We start from the raw sequence: 15,834 nt of genomic DNA, 5'->3' as shown, positions 1-15,834 counted from the left end.
TTTTTATTATGAATGTCTCGCTATAGGGAGGTTTCGGGTGCGTGAAGAGAGTTCAAGTATTGTTATCTACCTATAACGGTGAACGTTATATTGTAGAACAGATCGAGAGTATTATGAAACAGAGCTACCGAGAGGTAGCGGTGCTGATTAGAGATGATGGATCTACAGATGGAACCATAGAAAAGATTCAACAATTAGAGAAAACCTACCTTGGACGAATCGAGTTAATCCAGGGGGCTAATCTAGGGGTAGTAGGTAGTTTTTTTGAATTACTGATTATGTCAGACCCTCATGCTGACTATTACTGTTTCTGTGACCAGGATGACGTATGGTTTGATCACAAAGTGAAGTCCGCTGTTTCTAAACTGGACACTACTGTACATTCGGGTGAGCCGGCAATGGTATTTACTTCAACGCAGTTAACCGATGGGGAGCTGAATAGTAAAGGGATTTGGCCGAAATCTCCGCGTAGAGAGCCCTCATTCTACAATGCACTTTACGAAAATGTCGCGATTGGCGCTACAATCACGATGAACAAGTCAGCTAGAGATCTATTTGTAGATGGTAGATCTGTCGACAGTAATAAAATACTAATGCACGACTGGTGGTTCTATCTGCTTCTTTCCGCTTTTGGCAAGGTTATTTACGATCCAGAGCCATCGATGATGTACCGCCAGCATGGTAACAATGTGGTTGGAGGTAGTAATTCACTAGTCGGGAAACTAAAAAATAAACTTAATAGTTTTAAGAAGCATACGGGTAAAGAACTGCTTCTAATTCAAGCTACAGAGTTCAGAAGAATCTATGATGAACAATTAAAGCATGAGAAAAGAGAGCAGCTTGATCTCTTTCTAGCTTCCCGCCCCCGAATGATAGATCGGTTTAAGTACATTAGTAGAAGCAAATTACATAGACAATCAAGATCGGAGAGTTTGTTGTTTAAGTTTTTGATTATAATTGGCTTTATTTAAGAGGTACTTATAAAGACATTCATCAAATCTACCAATACACACCCACATTACCAAACATAACCGATTTTTCTTCCGAAATATGCTATAATGTCGATAGATTAGTAATTTTGTCAGGAGACGTTATGCAATGGATTTAAGTATATTAATCGTCAACTATAACACCTGTCAGCTGACAGTGGATTGTCTACACTCGGTGTTTGCAGCGAAGACAGAATATAGCTATGAGGTAATTGTTATCGACAACAATTCGCAAGACGCCTCAGTAGATATGATTCGAGAGCTGTTCCCCCAAGTGACACTGATCGCAAATTCGGACAACACCGGATTTGCCAAAGCGAACAACCAGGGAATGGACATTGCTGGAGGGCGTTATATATTGCTGCTCAATTCCGACACGGTAGTGCTGGAAGATACGCTGCAAACAATGATCGACTTTATGGACCGTAATCCGATAACAGGCGCCTCAGGTTGCAAAGTCGTCCTTCCGGACGGCTCGCTGGATAAAGCCTGCAAAAGAGGATTTCCTACACCATCAGCTTCCTTCTATTATGCATTTGGTCTGAGCAGGCTGTTCCCGGATAAACCGAAATTTAACCAGTATCAGCTAGGCTATCTAGATTCGGATCAAGAATATCCTGTGGACTGCCTCGTAGGTGCCTTTATGATGGTACGCAGAGAAACCATCGAGCAGGTAGGTGGTCTCGACGAGGAGTTCTTTATGTATGGGGAGGACATCGACTGGTGTTACCGGATCAAGGAAGCAGGCTGGGGAATTCATTATTATCCGCTGACTCATATCATTCATTATAAAGGTGGCAGTGCCCGCCGTCGGCCGGTAAAGATCATCTATGAGTTCCATAGAGCCATGATCCTGTTCCACCGTAAACATTATCGTAAACACTACAACATATTTGTAAATGGGGCAGTCTACACAGGTGTTGGGCTCAAAATGCTCCTAGCCTTACTGTTTAACTGGTTAAAGCCGGTTCGTCCTGCTGCGCCTTTAACTTCTGATCGCCAGGTTGAGGTGAAATTATGATCCGTAAAAATCAAGGTTTTCTCACTAAACTATATATGCTAACAGACTTTGCTTTCGTGCAGATCTCTTTCCTACTCGCCTGGTGGCTTAAATTCGAAAGTGCATTGTTTCCCTATGAGAAGCCGCTGCCTATCGAATCCTATGCGATGTGGAGTCTCGTCTATGGAGTAGTAGCTCTTGTTGTGGGGGTTATGGTGGCTCTGTATTCTCCGAAACGGAAGAAACGGTTTGCCGATGAATTTCTAAAAATATTCCAGACACACTTCGTTGGCATGTTCATCCTGCTCAGCTTGATGTTCTTTGTGAAAGAGGTCAACATTTCTCGTGTGTACTTGGCGATTTACATGGTGTTAAATGTGATGACCATCATCTTGTATCGTTATTTCCTGAAGAAGACACTTAAGCATTTCCGCGAAAAAGGGTTCAACCGCCAATTTGTTCTCATCGTAGGTGCGGGAACGCTTGGGAAGACCTTTTACAAGAACCTGAAACAGTATCCTGAACTCGGATATGAGGTAACTGGTTTTCTAGATGATTACCAGCAATGGGAAGTAGACGAAGCGAAACGTTTCAAGCCAATTCTTGGTACGGTTGATGAGCTGGCTTCAGTGCTGGAACGGGAGATCATCGACGAGGTCGTGTTAGCGTTACCGCTGAATGCCCATCACAAATACCCGAAGATTATTGCAGCTTGCGAAAAAGCAGGTGTCCGCACGCTAATCATACCGGATTTCTTCGACTTTTTGCCGGCCCGCCCAATGTTTGATAACTTTGCCGGGATGCCCATGATCAACGTACGTGACATTCCGCTGGATCTAGTTGGAAATCGTCTGTTTAAACGAATCTTTGATATTGCTTTCTCTCTTGTAGCCATCCTAATCACATTGCCGCTGATGGCGTGTATATTTATAGGGGTGAAGCTGACGTCCCCTGGACCCGTGATATTCAAGCAAGAGCGGGTGGGTCTGAACCGCCGTACTTTTTATATGTATAAATTCCGTTCCATGAAGCTATTGCCTGAAGGGATGGAGGATACAGGTTGGACGGTCGCCAATGATCCAAGGCGTACGAAGTTCGGGTCATTTTTACGAAAAACAAGTCTCGACGAACTACCGCAGTTTTTCAACGTGCTATTTGGACATATGAGTGTGGTCGGACCTCGTCCCGAGCGCCCTTATTATGTCGAGCAGTTCCGTGAGGAGATTCCGAAGTATATGGTGAAGCACCATGTTCGTCCAGGCATCACTGGCTGGGCGCAGAGTAATGGACTTCGCGGAGATACGTCCATTGAGGAACGGATCAAACATGATATTTTCTATATTGAGAACTGGTCTATCCTTTTTGACATCAGAATTATTCTCCGTACGATCCGGAATGGTTTCAAAAATGCATATTAAGCTTTTCTATAAGACTCTATTCAGTATTTCTCATTTTACAAGTTTTGATCAGATCAGCCAGAATTTCTGGCTGGTCTTTTTTTATTGCTACTACTATGACCTATTTTATCTACATATCGACAAAATATATTATATTTTTCCAAAAAACACTTGAGTTATTTTTTAGAAGGTCTATTATTAGATCTTGTAGACTATATATGGTAGGTCTTTATATTTATTGTTACTAGTCTAATAGTCTTAGAAATCACCACGATACAGACAAAGGAGAGGAAGAACTTTTGGGTAAAGTAACAGGATTCTACAAGAAGCTCATAAGTACCGCATTGGGATTCTCCCTTATGCTCTCACCATTCGCAGGTGTGAGTGCTGCAGACAACAAGGGTGAAGTGCACGAGAGTCAGTCTTTGAACGACATCTCAGGGCACTGGGCGAGCAAAACGCTTCAGAAATGGAAAGAAGAAGGTTATCTTAAAGGGGATTCATCCGGAAACCTCAATCCAGATGCTCCGATCACGAGAGCTGAACTAGCGGCAATCATTAATCGATCTTTTCAATTCGAAACCAAAGCTTCGATTTCTTACAGTGATGTGAAGAAGTCAGCATGGTATTACAACGATCTGTCCATAGCAGCCTCCCAAGGCTATATGAAGGGATATAGCAATGCAACGTTTAAACCGAACGGAAATGTAACACGACAAGAGGTTGCAGTAATACTGAGCTCCTTGTTGGAATTGAAAGCGAGTGATCCTGCTTCCGATTTTTCAGATACGGTAAACAGCCCAGCATGGAGTAAAGGTGCGATTGGTGCTGTTTCGTCGGCTGGTCTTATGAAAGGTAGTAATGGGAAATTCAGACCAACAGCAGGTGCCTCAAGAGCAGAAGCAGCCACGGTGCTCGATCGTGCACTTGAGCAGCTTAAAGCGAAAGAAGTTACCAACTATGACAAAGCTGGTACCTACGGTCCTGCCTCAGGAACAGAGAAGGTCTCTGGTTCGGTACATATTAATGCACCGGATATCACCTTGCAGAATATGATCATCGAGGGTGATCTTGTTATTGGCGAAGGTGTCGGTGAAGGTGACGTTACGCTTAACGGAGTGACAGTCAAAGGTCGTACAACGGTAAAAGGTGGGGGCAAGAACAGTATTCATGTTGTTGATTCTGTGTTAGTAACAGTCATCGTGAATAAAAAAGACGGAAGCATTCGCATCGTAACCGAAGGCAGCAGTTCCGTTTCTCAGATTACACTGCAATCCGGTGCAATTCTAGAAGAGACAGGTCTGACGGGTGAAGGCTTTAAAGATCTTTTGTTATCTGATCTTATTCCTGCAGGATCTACCGTATCACTGGCTGGACAGTTTGAAACAGTCGACGTTACAGCAGCTTCATTGAATGTGAATCTAGCATCTGGCTCTGTGGGGCAGTTGAATGTGGCAAGCAATGCTTCAGGCACAAACCTGAATGTCGGGTCTGCGGCATCTATCCTTTCACTGATTCTCAATGCAGCGGCGAATGTTGGTGGACAAGGAAGCATTGGCAGCGCGCAGGTCAACGCAACGGGCGTTTCGTTCTCTCAGCGTCCAAGTAATCTTGTGCTTGGCGATAATATTACGGTAAACGTGGGCAGCACATCTTCCAGTTCGTCTTCAGGATCAAGTAGCAATAGTGGGGGCGGATCGAGCGTTAATCCACCTCAACCAGTGATAGACCGGATCCAATTGACGAACGGACAAGCGGCGCTTCAATTCGTAAATGCGGTTCCAGCTCTGGAATTAAGTGATTTGAACGTATCTGCAACGGTTGGAGATGCGGTTTATACACTTGATGGCATTTCTTTTAACAATTCGCTTAAGCTATTGACTTTTGAGCCAATTCCACTAGCGGAGTATTATGGAGAGGCATTTGTACTTAAAGTAGCTCCTGCTGAAGGTACGACCAAGTTTACAACGACTTTAACCGGTAGTGTGGAGCTTGAAGGCTTTGAAGGTACCATCATGGACGTTGAGGAACATCCAGTGGAAGGCATGAAGATCGATTTTAGAAGAGGATTGAATAATACGACGGGCAGTATTGCAGCTACAGTAATTACTGGTGCTGATGGACGATATACAGTGAATCTGCCTGCCGGGGTTTACACAGGTCAACTTACGAAAACAGGATTTATTACGACCTATGTTGTCGGTGTTTCTTTAAGTGATAGTTTTAATCAGAATGAAGATGCAACTGCGATCAAAATACCTGCTAGTGATGAGATCCGGATTGTATTAACCTGGGGAGAAAATCCTAGGGATGAAGATTCTCATTTGCTTGGACCGACACCTAATGGACGTTCATTCCATACTTGGTATGGAGATCGTGAGACCCATTATCAAGGTGAACTCTATGCAGATCTGGATCACGATGATGTAGATTCCTATGGACCGGAAACGACGACGATTCGAAAGCGGGTAGATGGCAAGTATCAGTTCTACGTTCATAACTTTTCTAGGAATGGCTATGACGGAACAGAGACTCTACGGAACTCCGCAGCTAAGGTTGAGATTTATAGCGGAAGCACAGGCGCACCAGTGAAAACCTACCATATACCTAGAGGCGATGGTAATGAGCTTTATTGGTACGTGTTTGATATGGAAGTTGACGGAGCAGAACTGATTTTTACTGACTATAATCAATTAGTAGAAGACGAGCCGCAGTCAGACTTACCTCCTTCGATTGAATATTACTTCACGTCATATATAGAAGGAAACAAACTGGTAGATCAATCTCAGGAACTTCGAGTCCAAAGTGGATATTATAACAATACGGAAGATCAAGTATATCTTCGATTTAGTGTGGAGGGACAAGAGGATCCAAGCCTTATTGAGATGAAGACGTCTGAAGGAGAGCTGATTCCTTTTGTTACTAAGTCAAACACGATTGAAGCTGTTTACGGTTCAACGGATAACGGATTTGATCTATCTGGCCTTGATCTTCAATTTGATCTGAAGTTTAAGCAAGCAGGGTACTACACATTGAAGACTGAAATCATGGATGTGTACAGTAATGAAGTAATAGATACATTATCTAACACAGTGAACATTCAGCACGATCTAGAGGGAGTCTTGCTTAATGAAATGGGCAAGTTGCTACCGATTTCAACGGTTTCCTATATTACAACTGTTGGAGATGCCGTGTACCTAACAGATCGGAATGATCCGCTGCTGGAAGATACGAACGTAATTATCGAAGGGTTGGAACTCAGTGAACCGACCAATGTAACAACAAGTGTTTATTTGGAACAAGATCATGGTTCTATTAAACTTGTAAATTATAATGACGGTAATGAGGCTCTGATCTATACCGCAACAGTGAAACTGAAGCGTGGATCACTTACTTCAGAGTCGTACCCTATTGAAATCATTGTTCCGACGCTTGATCATCTGCTGCTTAATGCTATAACGTTTGCAGATGACCTTATTGCTAACGACTCTAGCCTGACAAGTCTGATCAGTGCTCGTGAAGCGGCACTTCAAGTAGAAACAGGCAGTAAAGATGACAAAATAACAGCCTTGAATCAATTGGTAGCATTGTTAATAGAATATCTCTAACATTCGGTCATTACTTTTAACGAATGCGCCCCCTCCTTTCATTCATGAAAGAAGGGGGCTTTTTTATCCCGGCTATTATCACCAATATCAATCGTTTCGTCTTTATAAGACCGCTAATTGATTCACTCATCCCATCACAGGCTTAATTTAAATACATAGAAGGTCTAATCCTGAACTTCAAGTGGATAAGACATCTAAGCCTGAAAGGTTGGGATAGCATGAAGCGGATTACAGCTGTATTTCTATTATTCTCTGTTATCATTGTACTCCTGTTTACTCAGTATGAGGAGGATCCGAAACAACATGGCTTTACAGCTTATCGTCTGATCGCTCACGCCACAGGAAGTATTGAGGATCAGTACTATACCAATACATATGACGCTATGGTTGAGAATTATGGAAAAGGTACACGTGTGTTTGAAATTGACTTTATGCTCAGCGCTGATCGGAAGGTTGTTGCACGCCATGAGTGGACCAAGAGCATGACGGAACAGCTTGGTCAGCAATATAAATTGCCGGAGGATAAACAAGCAGCAAGGCTAACTCATGATGAATTTATTAATACGCCGATTCAGGATAAATATCAGCCACTGGATGTAGGCAGGGTTCTGGATTTGATGCAAAGATATCCGGATATATATATTGTGACGGACACGAAGGAGGAGAAGGATGAAGATATTCATCATCTCTTCACTGAGCTAGTAACTGCTGCGAAGCAGCGTGATCCGGAGCTGCTCGATCGAGTGGTTGTTCAAATTTATAATGAACCGATGCTTGATATCGTGGAGAATGTGTATCCATTTAAATCATTGATTTATACGCTTTATGCAACCCAGGATTCGAATGATCGAGTTGCTCGATTTGTAAAGGAGCATGAGATCGATGCCGTGACCATGCCTGAGTACCGGGTGAGCCCCAATTTTATAGCGAAGTTGAAACGAATGGGCGTTGTCACTTATGTGCATACGATTAATGACATGTCTACCGTGAACAACTATGAAAAATTGGGTGTTTACGGTGTTTATTCTGATGATATAACGGAACCAGAACTTGTAGCGAATAGCTTGCGCTATAACTTAAAGCCTTAAGTGGATCAAAAAAATCATATGCCTCTCCGCTTTCATTTGATGAAAATAAGGAGAGGTTTTTTTATTTTTCAACGTAAGAAAGCCGCATACCATACAGCCCGAAGGGAATGATGAAATGGATTTTACTTCATTACCAATAAAAATGTTCGTATTTTATGCGAACACAAATTGACTTGCTCCCGCTGCTATCATAGACTTAATTTAGTAGTAGACCGTTGACGTGGAGGAATGACGTTGAAAGACATGATAAAGCCCTGGAGGCATGTATTTAAGCTTGATCCCGAGAAAGAAATCAGTGATGATGCACTCGACGAGTTATGCATGTCGGGCACTGATGCAATAATGATAGGTGGCTCTACGGGTGTTACTTATGAGAACACAGTAGATCTACTCTCACGTGTACGTCGATACGAATTGCCTTGCGTACAGGAGGTGTCTGATCTCGAGGCGGTTGTGCCTGGTTTTGATCTCTATATGGTTCCTATGGTGCTGAATACACCGGACCCTACCTGGATTCTGGAACGACATCATCAGGGAATTGAGCGATATGGATATATGATTCCTTGGGATTTAGTAGTGACGGAGGGTTACATTGTACTAAACCCGGATGCTACTGTTGCTAAGCTAACTCGTGCAGAAGCACAGATTAACGAAGGATCAGCGGTAGCTTACGCCCAGATTGCGGACAAGCTGATGAGCTTGCCGATCGTTTATATCGAATACAGCGGTACATTTGGTAATATGGATACCGTACGTGCAGTTCGCAGATCACTGGATCATTCACAGCTGTTTTATGGCGGCGGAATTACGACGGCTGAACAAGCAGCGGAGGCAGCGACTGTTGCAGACACTGTGATTGTAGGCAATGTCGTTTACGATCATTTGCCACAAGCTATTGAAACGGTTAAAGCGGTGAAGGGTTAACCTCATTAAACATTCTGACACGATCACGAGGCCTTTCGACGAGTCGTACGTTTTTTTTCTATTATAACTAGGTAAGTATTCGTCAATAAGTCATATGAAAGTGTTCCATATATTTTACAATCAATAGGAGGCAACTGAACTAATGCAGCCCATTAACATACACGAGGCCGTCCAGCGCCTCAACCCTGAGCAGCGGAAGGCGGTCGAGGCGACTGACGGACCTCTGCTCATTATGGCCGGAGCCGGATCAGGTAAGACACGGGTGCTGACGCACCGGATCGCATATTTAATCGCAACACGCAAAGCCCCGCCATGGAGTATTTTGGCCATCACCTTTACGAACAAGGCAGCTCGTGAGATGCAGGAGAGGGTTTCTAAACTCGTTGGTGCAGAAGGCCGGGATATTTGGGTATCCACATTCCACTCCATGTGTGTACGTATCCTTCGTAAGGATATTGAACGAATCGGCTTTACCTCAAACTTCAGCATTCTGGATTCTACCGATCAGCTATCCGTCATTCGGAATTGTATGAAGCATCTTAACATCGATCCCAAAAAGTTTGAGCCGAAGGCTATTCAAGCGACGATGAGTGCGGCTAAGAACGAATTGGTATCTCCACAGCAATATGAGCAGAAAGCGGGAGATTATTTTGAATCCCTCGTTGCAAAAGTGTACACGGAGTACCAAAAACGTCTCAAGAGCAATAACTCGCTCGATTTCGACGACCTGATCATGACAACGATCCAGCTGTTTAAGGAAGTTCCGGAAGTGCTCGATTTCTATCAGCGCAAATTCCAGTACATTCACGTTGATGAGTATCAAGATACGAACCGGGCACAATATATGCTCTGCCGTATGCTCGCGGATAGCCATCACCGCATTTGTGTGGTGGGTGACAGTGATCAGTCTATCTATCGCTGGCGCGGCGCTGATATCAGCAACATTTTGAACTTTGAACAAGACTATCCGGAAGCGCGGACGATTCTGCTGGAGCAGAATTATCGTTCCACTTCGAACATATTGAACGCGGCGAATAAGGTTATCGCCTTGAACACAGGCCGCAAGCCTAAGAATCTCTGGACCGAACAGGGAGAAGGACCGAAGATCAAAGTGTTCCGTGGGGACTCTGAGCATGATGAAGGATACTTTGTAACTTCTGAAATTACCAAAAGCGTACAGACGGGCAAGTCCTATCAAGATCATGCGATTTTGTACCGTACCAACGCACAGTCCCGTGTAATCGAGGAAATTTTGATCAAGTCGGATATTCCGTATCAGATTGTCGGCGGCATTAAGTTCTATGATCGTAAAGAGATCAAGGACATTCTCGCCTACTTGCGGCTCATCTCTAACCCGGACGACGATATCAGCTTAACTCGAATTATAAATGTACCGAAGCGGAGTATTGGTGATACGACGGTTGGCAAACTCGCAGCCGCTGCGGCTGAACGTGGTACGTCCATCTTCCGAGTGCTTCAATTCGTCGACGATCTTGGTTTTGCTGGTCGTACGCGCAATGCGCTGGTTGAATTTTACGATATGATTGCTGCCTTGACCCAGATGGTAGAATTCCTATCCGTAACCGAGTTGACTGAGAAAGTACTTGAAATGTCCCAATACCGAGTAGAACTTCAAGCAGAGAACACAATTGAATCGAGATCGCGTCTTGAGAATATTGAAGAGTTCTTATCGGTTACGATGGAATTTGAGAAAAATAACGAAGACAAATCTCTCGTTTCGTTCCTCACCGATCTTGCGCTTATCGCTGATATCGATTCGATGAATGATGACGAAGAGGACCGCAGTGATGCCGTCGTACTCATGACAATGCACAGTGCCAAAGGTCTGGAGTTCCCAGTTGTGTTCATCATCGGTATGGAGGAAGGCGTATTCCCGCACAGCCGTGCTTTTTCTGATAACGAAGAATTGGAAGAGGAGCGCCGGCTCGCATACGTAGGTATTACTCGTGCAGAGAAGCAGCTGTTCCTCTCGTGTGCACGGATGCGGACCCTATTTGGTCGGACGACAGCCAATCCACCTTCACGTTTCCTAGAGGAGATACCGGAGGAGCTGAAGGAAGATACTCAGATGGCATCAGACCGTTACCGCCGTGGTGGTAATGTAGGCGGATCTTACGCTGGACGCGGCTTCAGTAGTGGAGGAGGCAGTAACTTCGGCGGAGGGCGAGCCAAGGATCTATCACTTGGAGGATCTACTGCTTCGGCTGCTGCTTCACAGAAGAGCCGTGTCACCGTTACGACTGGTGCACCTGCTCGTAAGGAGACAACTGCCGGAAGCTCAGACGGGTTTAGCGCGGGAGATAAGGTAGCTCACGGAAAGTGGGGAACCGGAACGATTGTTTCTGTAAAAGGTACAGGCAATGATATGGAGCTTCAGATCGCGTTCCCGGCACCTGTTGGTATTAAGCGTCTGCTTGCTGGTTTTGCTCCGATAACAAAAGTAGAATAGGCTACTACGATTGCTAGCTTAAACATATTATCTTTAACGGCCTTTAATTAATTGAAGGAGGATTGCCCCTGCATGGATTTCAAAGAACAAATGGAGAAGCTCATTGCGGAGCTGAATAATTACAACTACCATTACTACACGCTGGATCAGCCGCTTGTGAGCGACAAGGAATACGATGCCTTATATGATCAGTTAGTAGCGCTGGAGAAGGAGACCGGAACTGCGCTTCCGGATTCCCCTACACAGCGGGTAGGCGGAGATATATTGAAGGGCTTTACCCCGCATCGCCATTTAGCCCCGCTATGGAGTCTCGACAAGGCTCAAAATATCGAGCAGCTTCGATCTTGGCATGATCGTGTGGTCAGGCTGGTGAATGATTACAATACTAAAAATCCAAGCAATCCGCTTCCGATGCCTTGTTATGCGCTGGAGCTGAAGTTTGATGGGCTGACGCTGAACCTGACCTACAAGGACGGGAAGCTAATCCAAGCATCAACACGGGGTAATGGTGCGGTTGGAGAGGGCATACTTGCTCAAGTGAAGACGATTAAGTCTGTACCCCTGACAATCCCATACACTGAAGGGACGATCGAAGTGCAGGGTGAAGGCATTATGAATCTGTCTGTCTTAGAGAATTACAATAAGACGGCGGTCGAGCCTCTGAAGAATGCCCGTAACGCTGCTGCTGGAGCACTGCGCAACCTGAATCCGAAGGTGACAGCAGAGCGTAAACTTAATGCGTATTTTTACAATGTCGGTTATTCAGATGGCATCACGTTTGGCGATCATAAGGAAATGATGGAGTTTTTGCGGAACAACCGGTTTAAAGTGAACCCGTATATTTTCTATTTTGAGAACTTTGATGATGTTATGGAGCAGCTGGCTGACATTGAAGCGCGCCGTTCTGAGCTGGATTATCTGATCGACGGGGCGGTTTTGAAGGTGACCGACATCCGAACCCGAGAAGCGCTTGGCTATACAGATAAGTTCCCTCGCTGGGCGGTCGCTTATAAGTTCGAGGCAGAGGAAACGACGACAATCTTAGAATCCGTAACCTGGAATGTAGGACGTACTGGCAAAATCACTCCTTTAGCTCGTGTAGAAGCCGTTGAACTAGCAGGAGTAACAGTGCAGAACTGCACGCTGAACAATGTCGGAGACATTGAACGTAAAAATCTCAAGTTCGCTCTCGGTACCCGTGTATTCATCCGCCGCTCGAATGATGTTATCCCAGAAATTCTAGGTAAGGTAACGGAAGAGAATGACGGGGAGGAGATCGTATATCCGGAGCAGTGTCCTTCCTGCGGTTTCCCGCTTGAGCAACGCGGTGCGCATCTGTTCTGTAACAACAAGTCGGGCTGTAAGCCGCAAATTATCGCGCGGATTACGCATTTTGCCTCCCGTGATGCTATGGATATTGAGACGTTCAGCGAAAAGACAGCGAGTCAGCTCTACGAAGAACTTAGTGTGCGGGAGCCTGCTGATCTGTATACCTTGTCGTTTGATAGTTTGGTGAAGCTCGAGCGTTTTGGGGAGAAAAAAGCACAGAATCTGCTGGATGCGATCGAGAAGAGCAAAGAGCGGGATCTTGCCTCCTTCCTCTACGCGCTAGGTATACCGAACACCGGTAAGTCTACGACGAAGATGTTGGCAGACCATTATCGTGATCTTCATCTTGTTATGGCGGCAACCGCTGAGGAATTGGTGAATCTGCCGGATGTCGGAGCTATTGTGGCGGACAGTATCGCCGGATACTTTGCTGATCCATTTGCACAAGCGAGCATTGAGAAGATGCTGTCACTGGGTGTGCAGGCTAAAGCGCCGGAAGCGCCGCGTCCAGTAAGTACAGATTCCTATTTCAGCGGCAAAACAGTCGTTCTCACCGGTACACTTCACCTGCTTACACGTGAGGAAGCGACAGAAAGACTGGAGCGTCTGGGTGCCAAGGTTACAGGCAGTGTATCCAAGAAGACTGATCTATTGATTGCTGGAGAAAAAGCAGGCAGTAAGCTCGCTAAAGCCCAGCAGCTCGGAATCGATATCATTGAAGATGAGAATGAGTTTGTGCGCTTATTGAATGAGGAGTAGAGCGTATAGCATGATAGATATACTAAGATCCTGAATCAGTTATGGTTCAGGATCTTTTTTTTACTTTAATTCTAAACTAAGGAATCGACTGTTTCCTACATATATGTTGTAACCGGGTGTTCCATAAGTTAACATTTGTGTAAAAGGAGCAGAGAGGCAGGTGCTATTTTCGAATGAGCAATAAATATTTATATTATATCGGCATAGCCGCATTTATCATTTTCATAATATTTTTCTCTCTAAAGGGAATCTCGACTCCGGATGATAGCTTTGATGAGGTGCGTCTCAGTGTTGAATGGATTACAAAGTTTGTGTTGCCTTGGATATTCCTGTACTGGTTTGTAAAGATGGTACGCAAGATGAAATGATTTTCTTGCACATAAAAAATACACCGACACATTATGATGTGACACGGTGTATTTTTTAATATGATGATATGAACTAATGAATTAATGAAATTTTGATATATCGGTATGGACAATAGAGACGCTTACACCAACAGTGAAATAGGGCTACTCTGCAGACCACTTATTTAGCTGCGCATCTCCTGGTAGGAGCAAGGCAAGTAGACCGAGCAGTGGTAAAAAGCCTACAGCAATCATTACATTCTCAATGCCCCATGCATCTCCAAGACCGCCGAGTGCCAGTGAACCGATTCCGCCCATACCGAAGGCGAACCCAGTAATTAGGCCAGAGACAGTACCGATATTTCCCGGATAGAGCATTTGAGCGTACACAACTGTAACAGAAAAGCTGGAGAGCAGAATGAATCCCCCAAACACAAGCAATACCCCGGCCCAAAATGGCGAAGCGAATGGGAGAATGATTGCAAGCGGTGCTGTTCCGATCATAGAAAGCATGATCAGATTACGGCGTCCAAATCGGTCGGCCAGCGGCCCCCCGAAGAATGTTCCGAGAGCCCCTGAGGCTAAGAACAGAAAGATATAGATTTGAGCGTTATCTAAAGAGATTTTATAGGCATCCATCAAGTAGAATGCATAGTAACTGCTGATGGCAGCGCCGTACCAAGATCGTACGAACACCAAGGTGACCAGAATAAGGGTGGCATTGCGGATGCTTTTCCGCTTAGATGGATCCATTAGACGGGAAGTAGTTCTTTTTTTGAATGTATAGCCTGAATCCAGCATCCCCTGGTACCAACGAGCGACATATGACTGTACAATAATACCGGCTGCGGCGACGAACGTGAAACCAAGTGCACCGATTTGGCCGAAAGGAACAAATATATAACGAGTCATAAGTGGCGCCAAAGATTGCCCAGCGTTGCCTCCTACCTGAAAGATAGATTGGGACAGTCCCTTCCGCATTCCGGCTGCCATGTGTGCCACTCGCATTCCTTCAGGATGGAACGTCGCAGACCCAAGACCAATCAACACCACTGAGAAGAGCACAAGTATGTAGTTGCCTGCATACGCCAGTATGAATACACCTGCGAAGGTGAAGCACATGCCGATCGGTAATAGAATGGGTGTCGGTCTTCTGTCAGCTGCATAACCGATTACAGGCTGTATAATAGAAGAAGTGAAGTTAATGGCGAATGATATCCATCCTATTTGTGTGAAGGTGAGCAGAAGGTTATCTTTTAAAATAGGAAAAATAGCGGGTATCATGGCTTGTATTGAATCATTGAATAGATGGACAAAGCTGATCGCCAGCAATATCCGATATACTGTAGCTTGCTCTGTGCCGCTGCTCTTTGAAGGCTTTGTGGAAGAGACGGGCGTCCGCAGGCTCAGTGGTTTGTCCGACATTGTAGAATCCCCTCTCTAATATTGTAACTATTATTTAACGATGAACTTACAGTAAAACCTTTTGATTTGGAAATCAATTCATTTTTGAGTTTTAATTGTACTTATTATAGAAGAATAATCTGATGGGGTAGGTCATACTTCAAGGTCTAAATAATTGTTTTAAATTTCTTTTATAAAAAAGCTTGATAAATAACTATAAGCATGATATATTGTTTCTTGTCGCTTTTGACGCAAGGTAAACAACAGATTACACGGCGTCGAAAGTTGTCGAAAAAAGTGTTGACAGCAATCGAGACACTTGATATAATAAAAACCTACGCTGCTGAGGCGCTGATGTGAAACATCAACGACGAAGAGCGGACAAGTTCTTTGAAAACTGAACAAATGAATCACGTCAATATAAATAACGTTAGCTTCAACAATGAGCAATTCAAACTTTAATGGAGAGTTTGATCCTGGCTCAGGACGAACGCTGGCGGCGTGCCTAATACATGCAAG

At 44.6% G+C, this 15,834-nt stretch carries 10 protein-coding genes and 1 rRNA gene; 10 read left to right on the top strand and 1 reads right to left on the bottom strand.

Features of this window, described 5'->3' with window-relative positions; translation table 11 throughout:
- The first annotated feature begins 41 nt into the window (after positions 1-41).
- From ACFQV5_RS10075 to ACFQV5_RS10035, 9 genes are all read left to right on the top strand, one after another.
- Entirely contained in the window at positions 42-971 is a 930-nt protein-coding gene (locus ACFQV5_RS10075; RefSeq protein ID WP_379246255.1) for a glycosyltransferase family 2 protein, read from the top strand.
- 127 nt (positions 972-1,098) lie between these two features.
- Positions 1,099-2,010, top strand: coding sequence for a glycosyltransferase family 2 protein (locus tag ACFQV5_RS10070; RefSeq protein ID WP_379246253.1), 912 nt, complete (start codon positions 1,099-1,101; stop codon positions 2,008-2,010).
- On the top strand, positions 2,007-3,407 hold the full coding sequence (locus ACFQV5_RS10065; RefSeq protein ID WP_379246251.1) for an undecaprenyl-phosphate glucose phosphotransferase: 1,401 nt from the start codon (positions 2,007-2,009) through the stop codon (positions 3,405-3,407). The genes ACFQV5_RS10070 and ACFQV5_RS10065 overlap by 4 nt, the downstream gene beginning before the upstream one ends.
- A gap of 278 nt (positions 3,408-3,685) precedes the next feature.
- Entirely contained in the window at positions 3,686-6,994 is a 3,309-nt protein-coding gene (locus tag ACFQV5_RS10060) for an S-layer homology domain-containing protein (protein ID WP_379246249.1), read from the top strand.
- Positions 6,995-7,212: 218 nt separating this feature from the next.
- Complete coding sequence (locus tag ACFQV5_RS10055) at positions 7,213-8,082, top strand: phosphatidylinositol-specific phospholipase C/glycerophosphodiester phosphodiesterase family protein (RefSeq protein ID WP_379246247.1); 870 nt, start codon at positions 7,213-7,215, stop codon at positions 8,080-8,082.
- A 234-nt stretch (positions 8,083-8,316) separates the two neighbouring features.
- Positions 8,317-9,006 carry a heptaprenylglyceryl phosphate synthase gene (pcrB, locus tag ACFQV5_RS10050; protein WP_483874796.1) on the top strand — a complete coding sequence of 230 codons (690 nt, stop codon included), beginning with the start codon at positions 8,317-8,319 and terminating at the stop codon, positions 9,004-9,006.
- Between the two features lie 142 nt (positions 9,007-9,148).
- The gene (gene pcrA / locus ACFQV5_RS10045) at positions 9,149-11,476 is read left to right on the top strand and encodes a DNA helicase PcrA (RefSeq protein ID WP_379246242.1); all 2,328 of its coding nucleotides are present in this window, start codon (positions 9,149-9,151) and stop codon (positions 11,474-11,476) included.
- Positions 11,477-11,548: 72 nt separating this feature from the next.
- On the top strand, positions 11,549-13,564 hold the full coding sequence (gene ligA, locus ACFQV5_RS10040) for an NAD-dependent DNA ligase LigA (protein ID WP_379246240.1): 2,016 nt from the start codon (positions 11,549-11,551) through the stop codon (positions 13,562-13,564).
- Positions 13,565-13,737: 173 nt separating this feature from the next.
- Entirely contained in the window at positions 13,738-13,932 is a 195-nt protein-coding gene (locus ACFQV5_RS10035; protein ID WP_379246238.1) for a hypothetical protein, read from the top strand.
- Between the two features lie 144 nt (positions 13,933-14,076).
- Here the strand turns inward: ACFQV5_RS10035 and ACFQV5_RS10030 are convergent, their stop codons facing one another.
- The gene (locus ACFQV5_RS10030) at positions 14,077-15,336 is read right to left on the bottom strand and encodes an MFS transporter (protein WP_379246236.1); all 1,260 of its coding nucleotides are present in this window, start codon (positions 15,334-15,336) and stop codon (positions 14,077-14,079) included.
- Positions 15,337-15,773: 437 nt separating this feature from the next.
- Between ACFQV5_RS10030 and ACFQV5_RS10025 the strand changes: the two genes are divergently transcribed.
- Positions 15,774-15,834: ribosomal RNA gene (locus ACFQV5_RS10025) — 16S ribosomal RNA — on the top strand; the annotation flags it as partial.

It is taken from the genome of Paenibacillus sp. GCM10028914 (genome assembly GCF_042666275.1).
GTDB lineage: Bacteria > Bacillota > Bacilli > Paenibacillales > Paenibacillaceae > Paenibacillus_AQ.
This window is presented reverse-complemented; position numbering and strand designations above follow the sequence as displayed.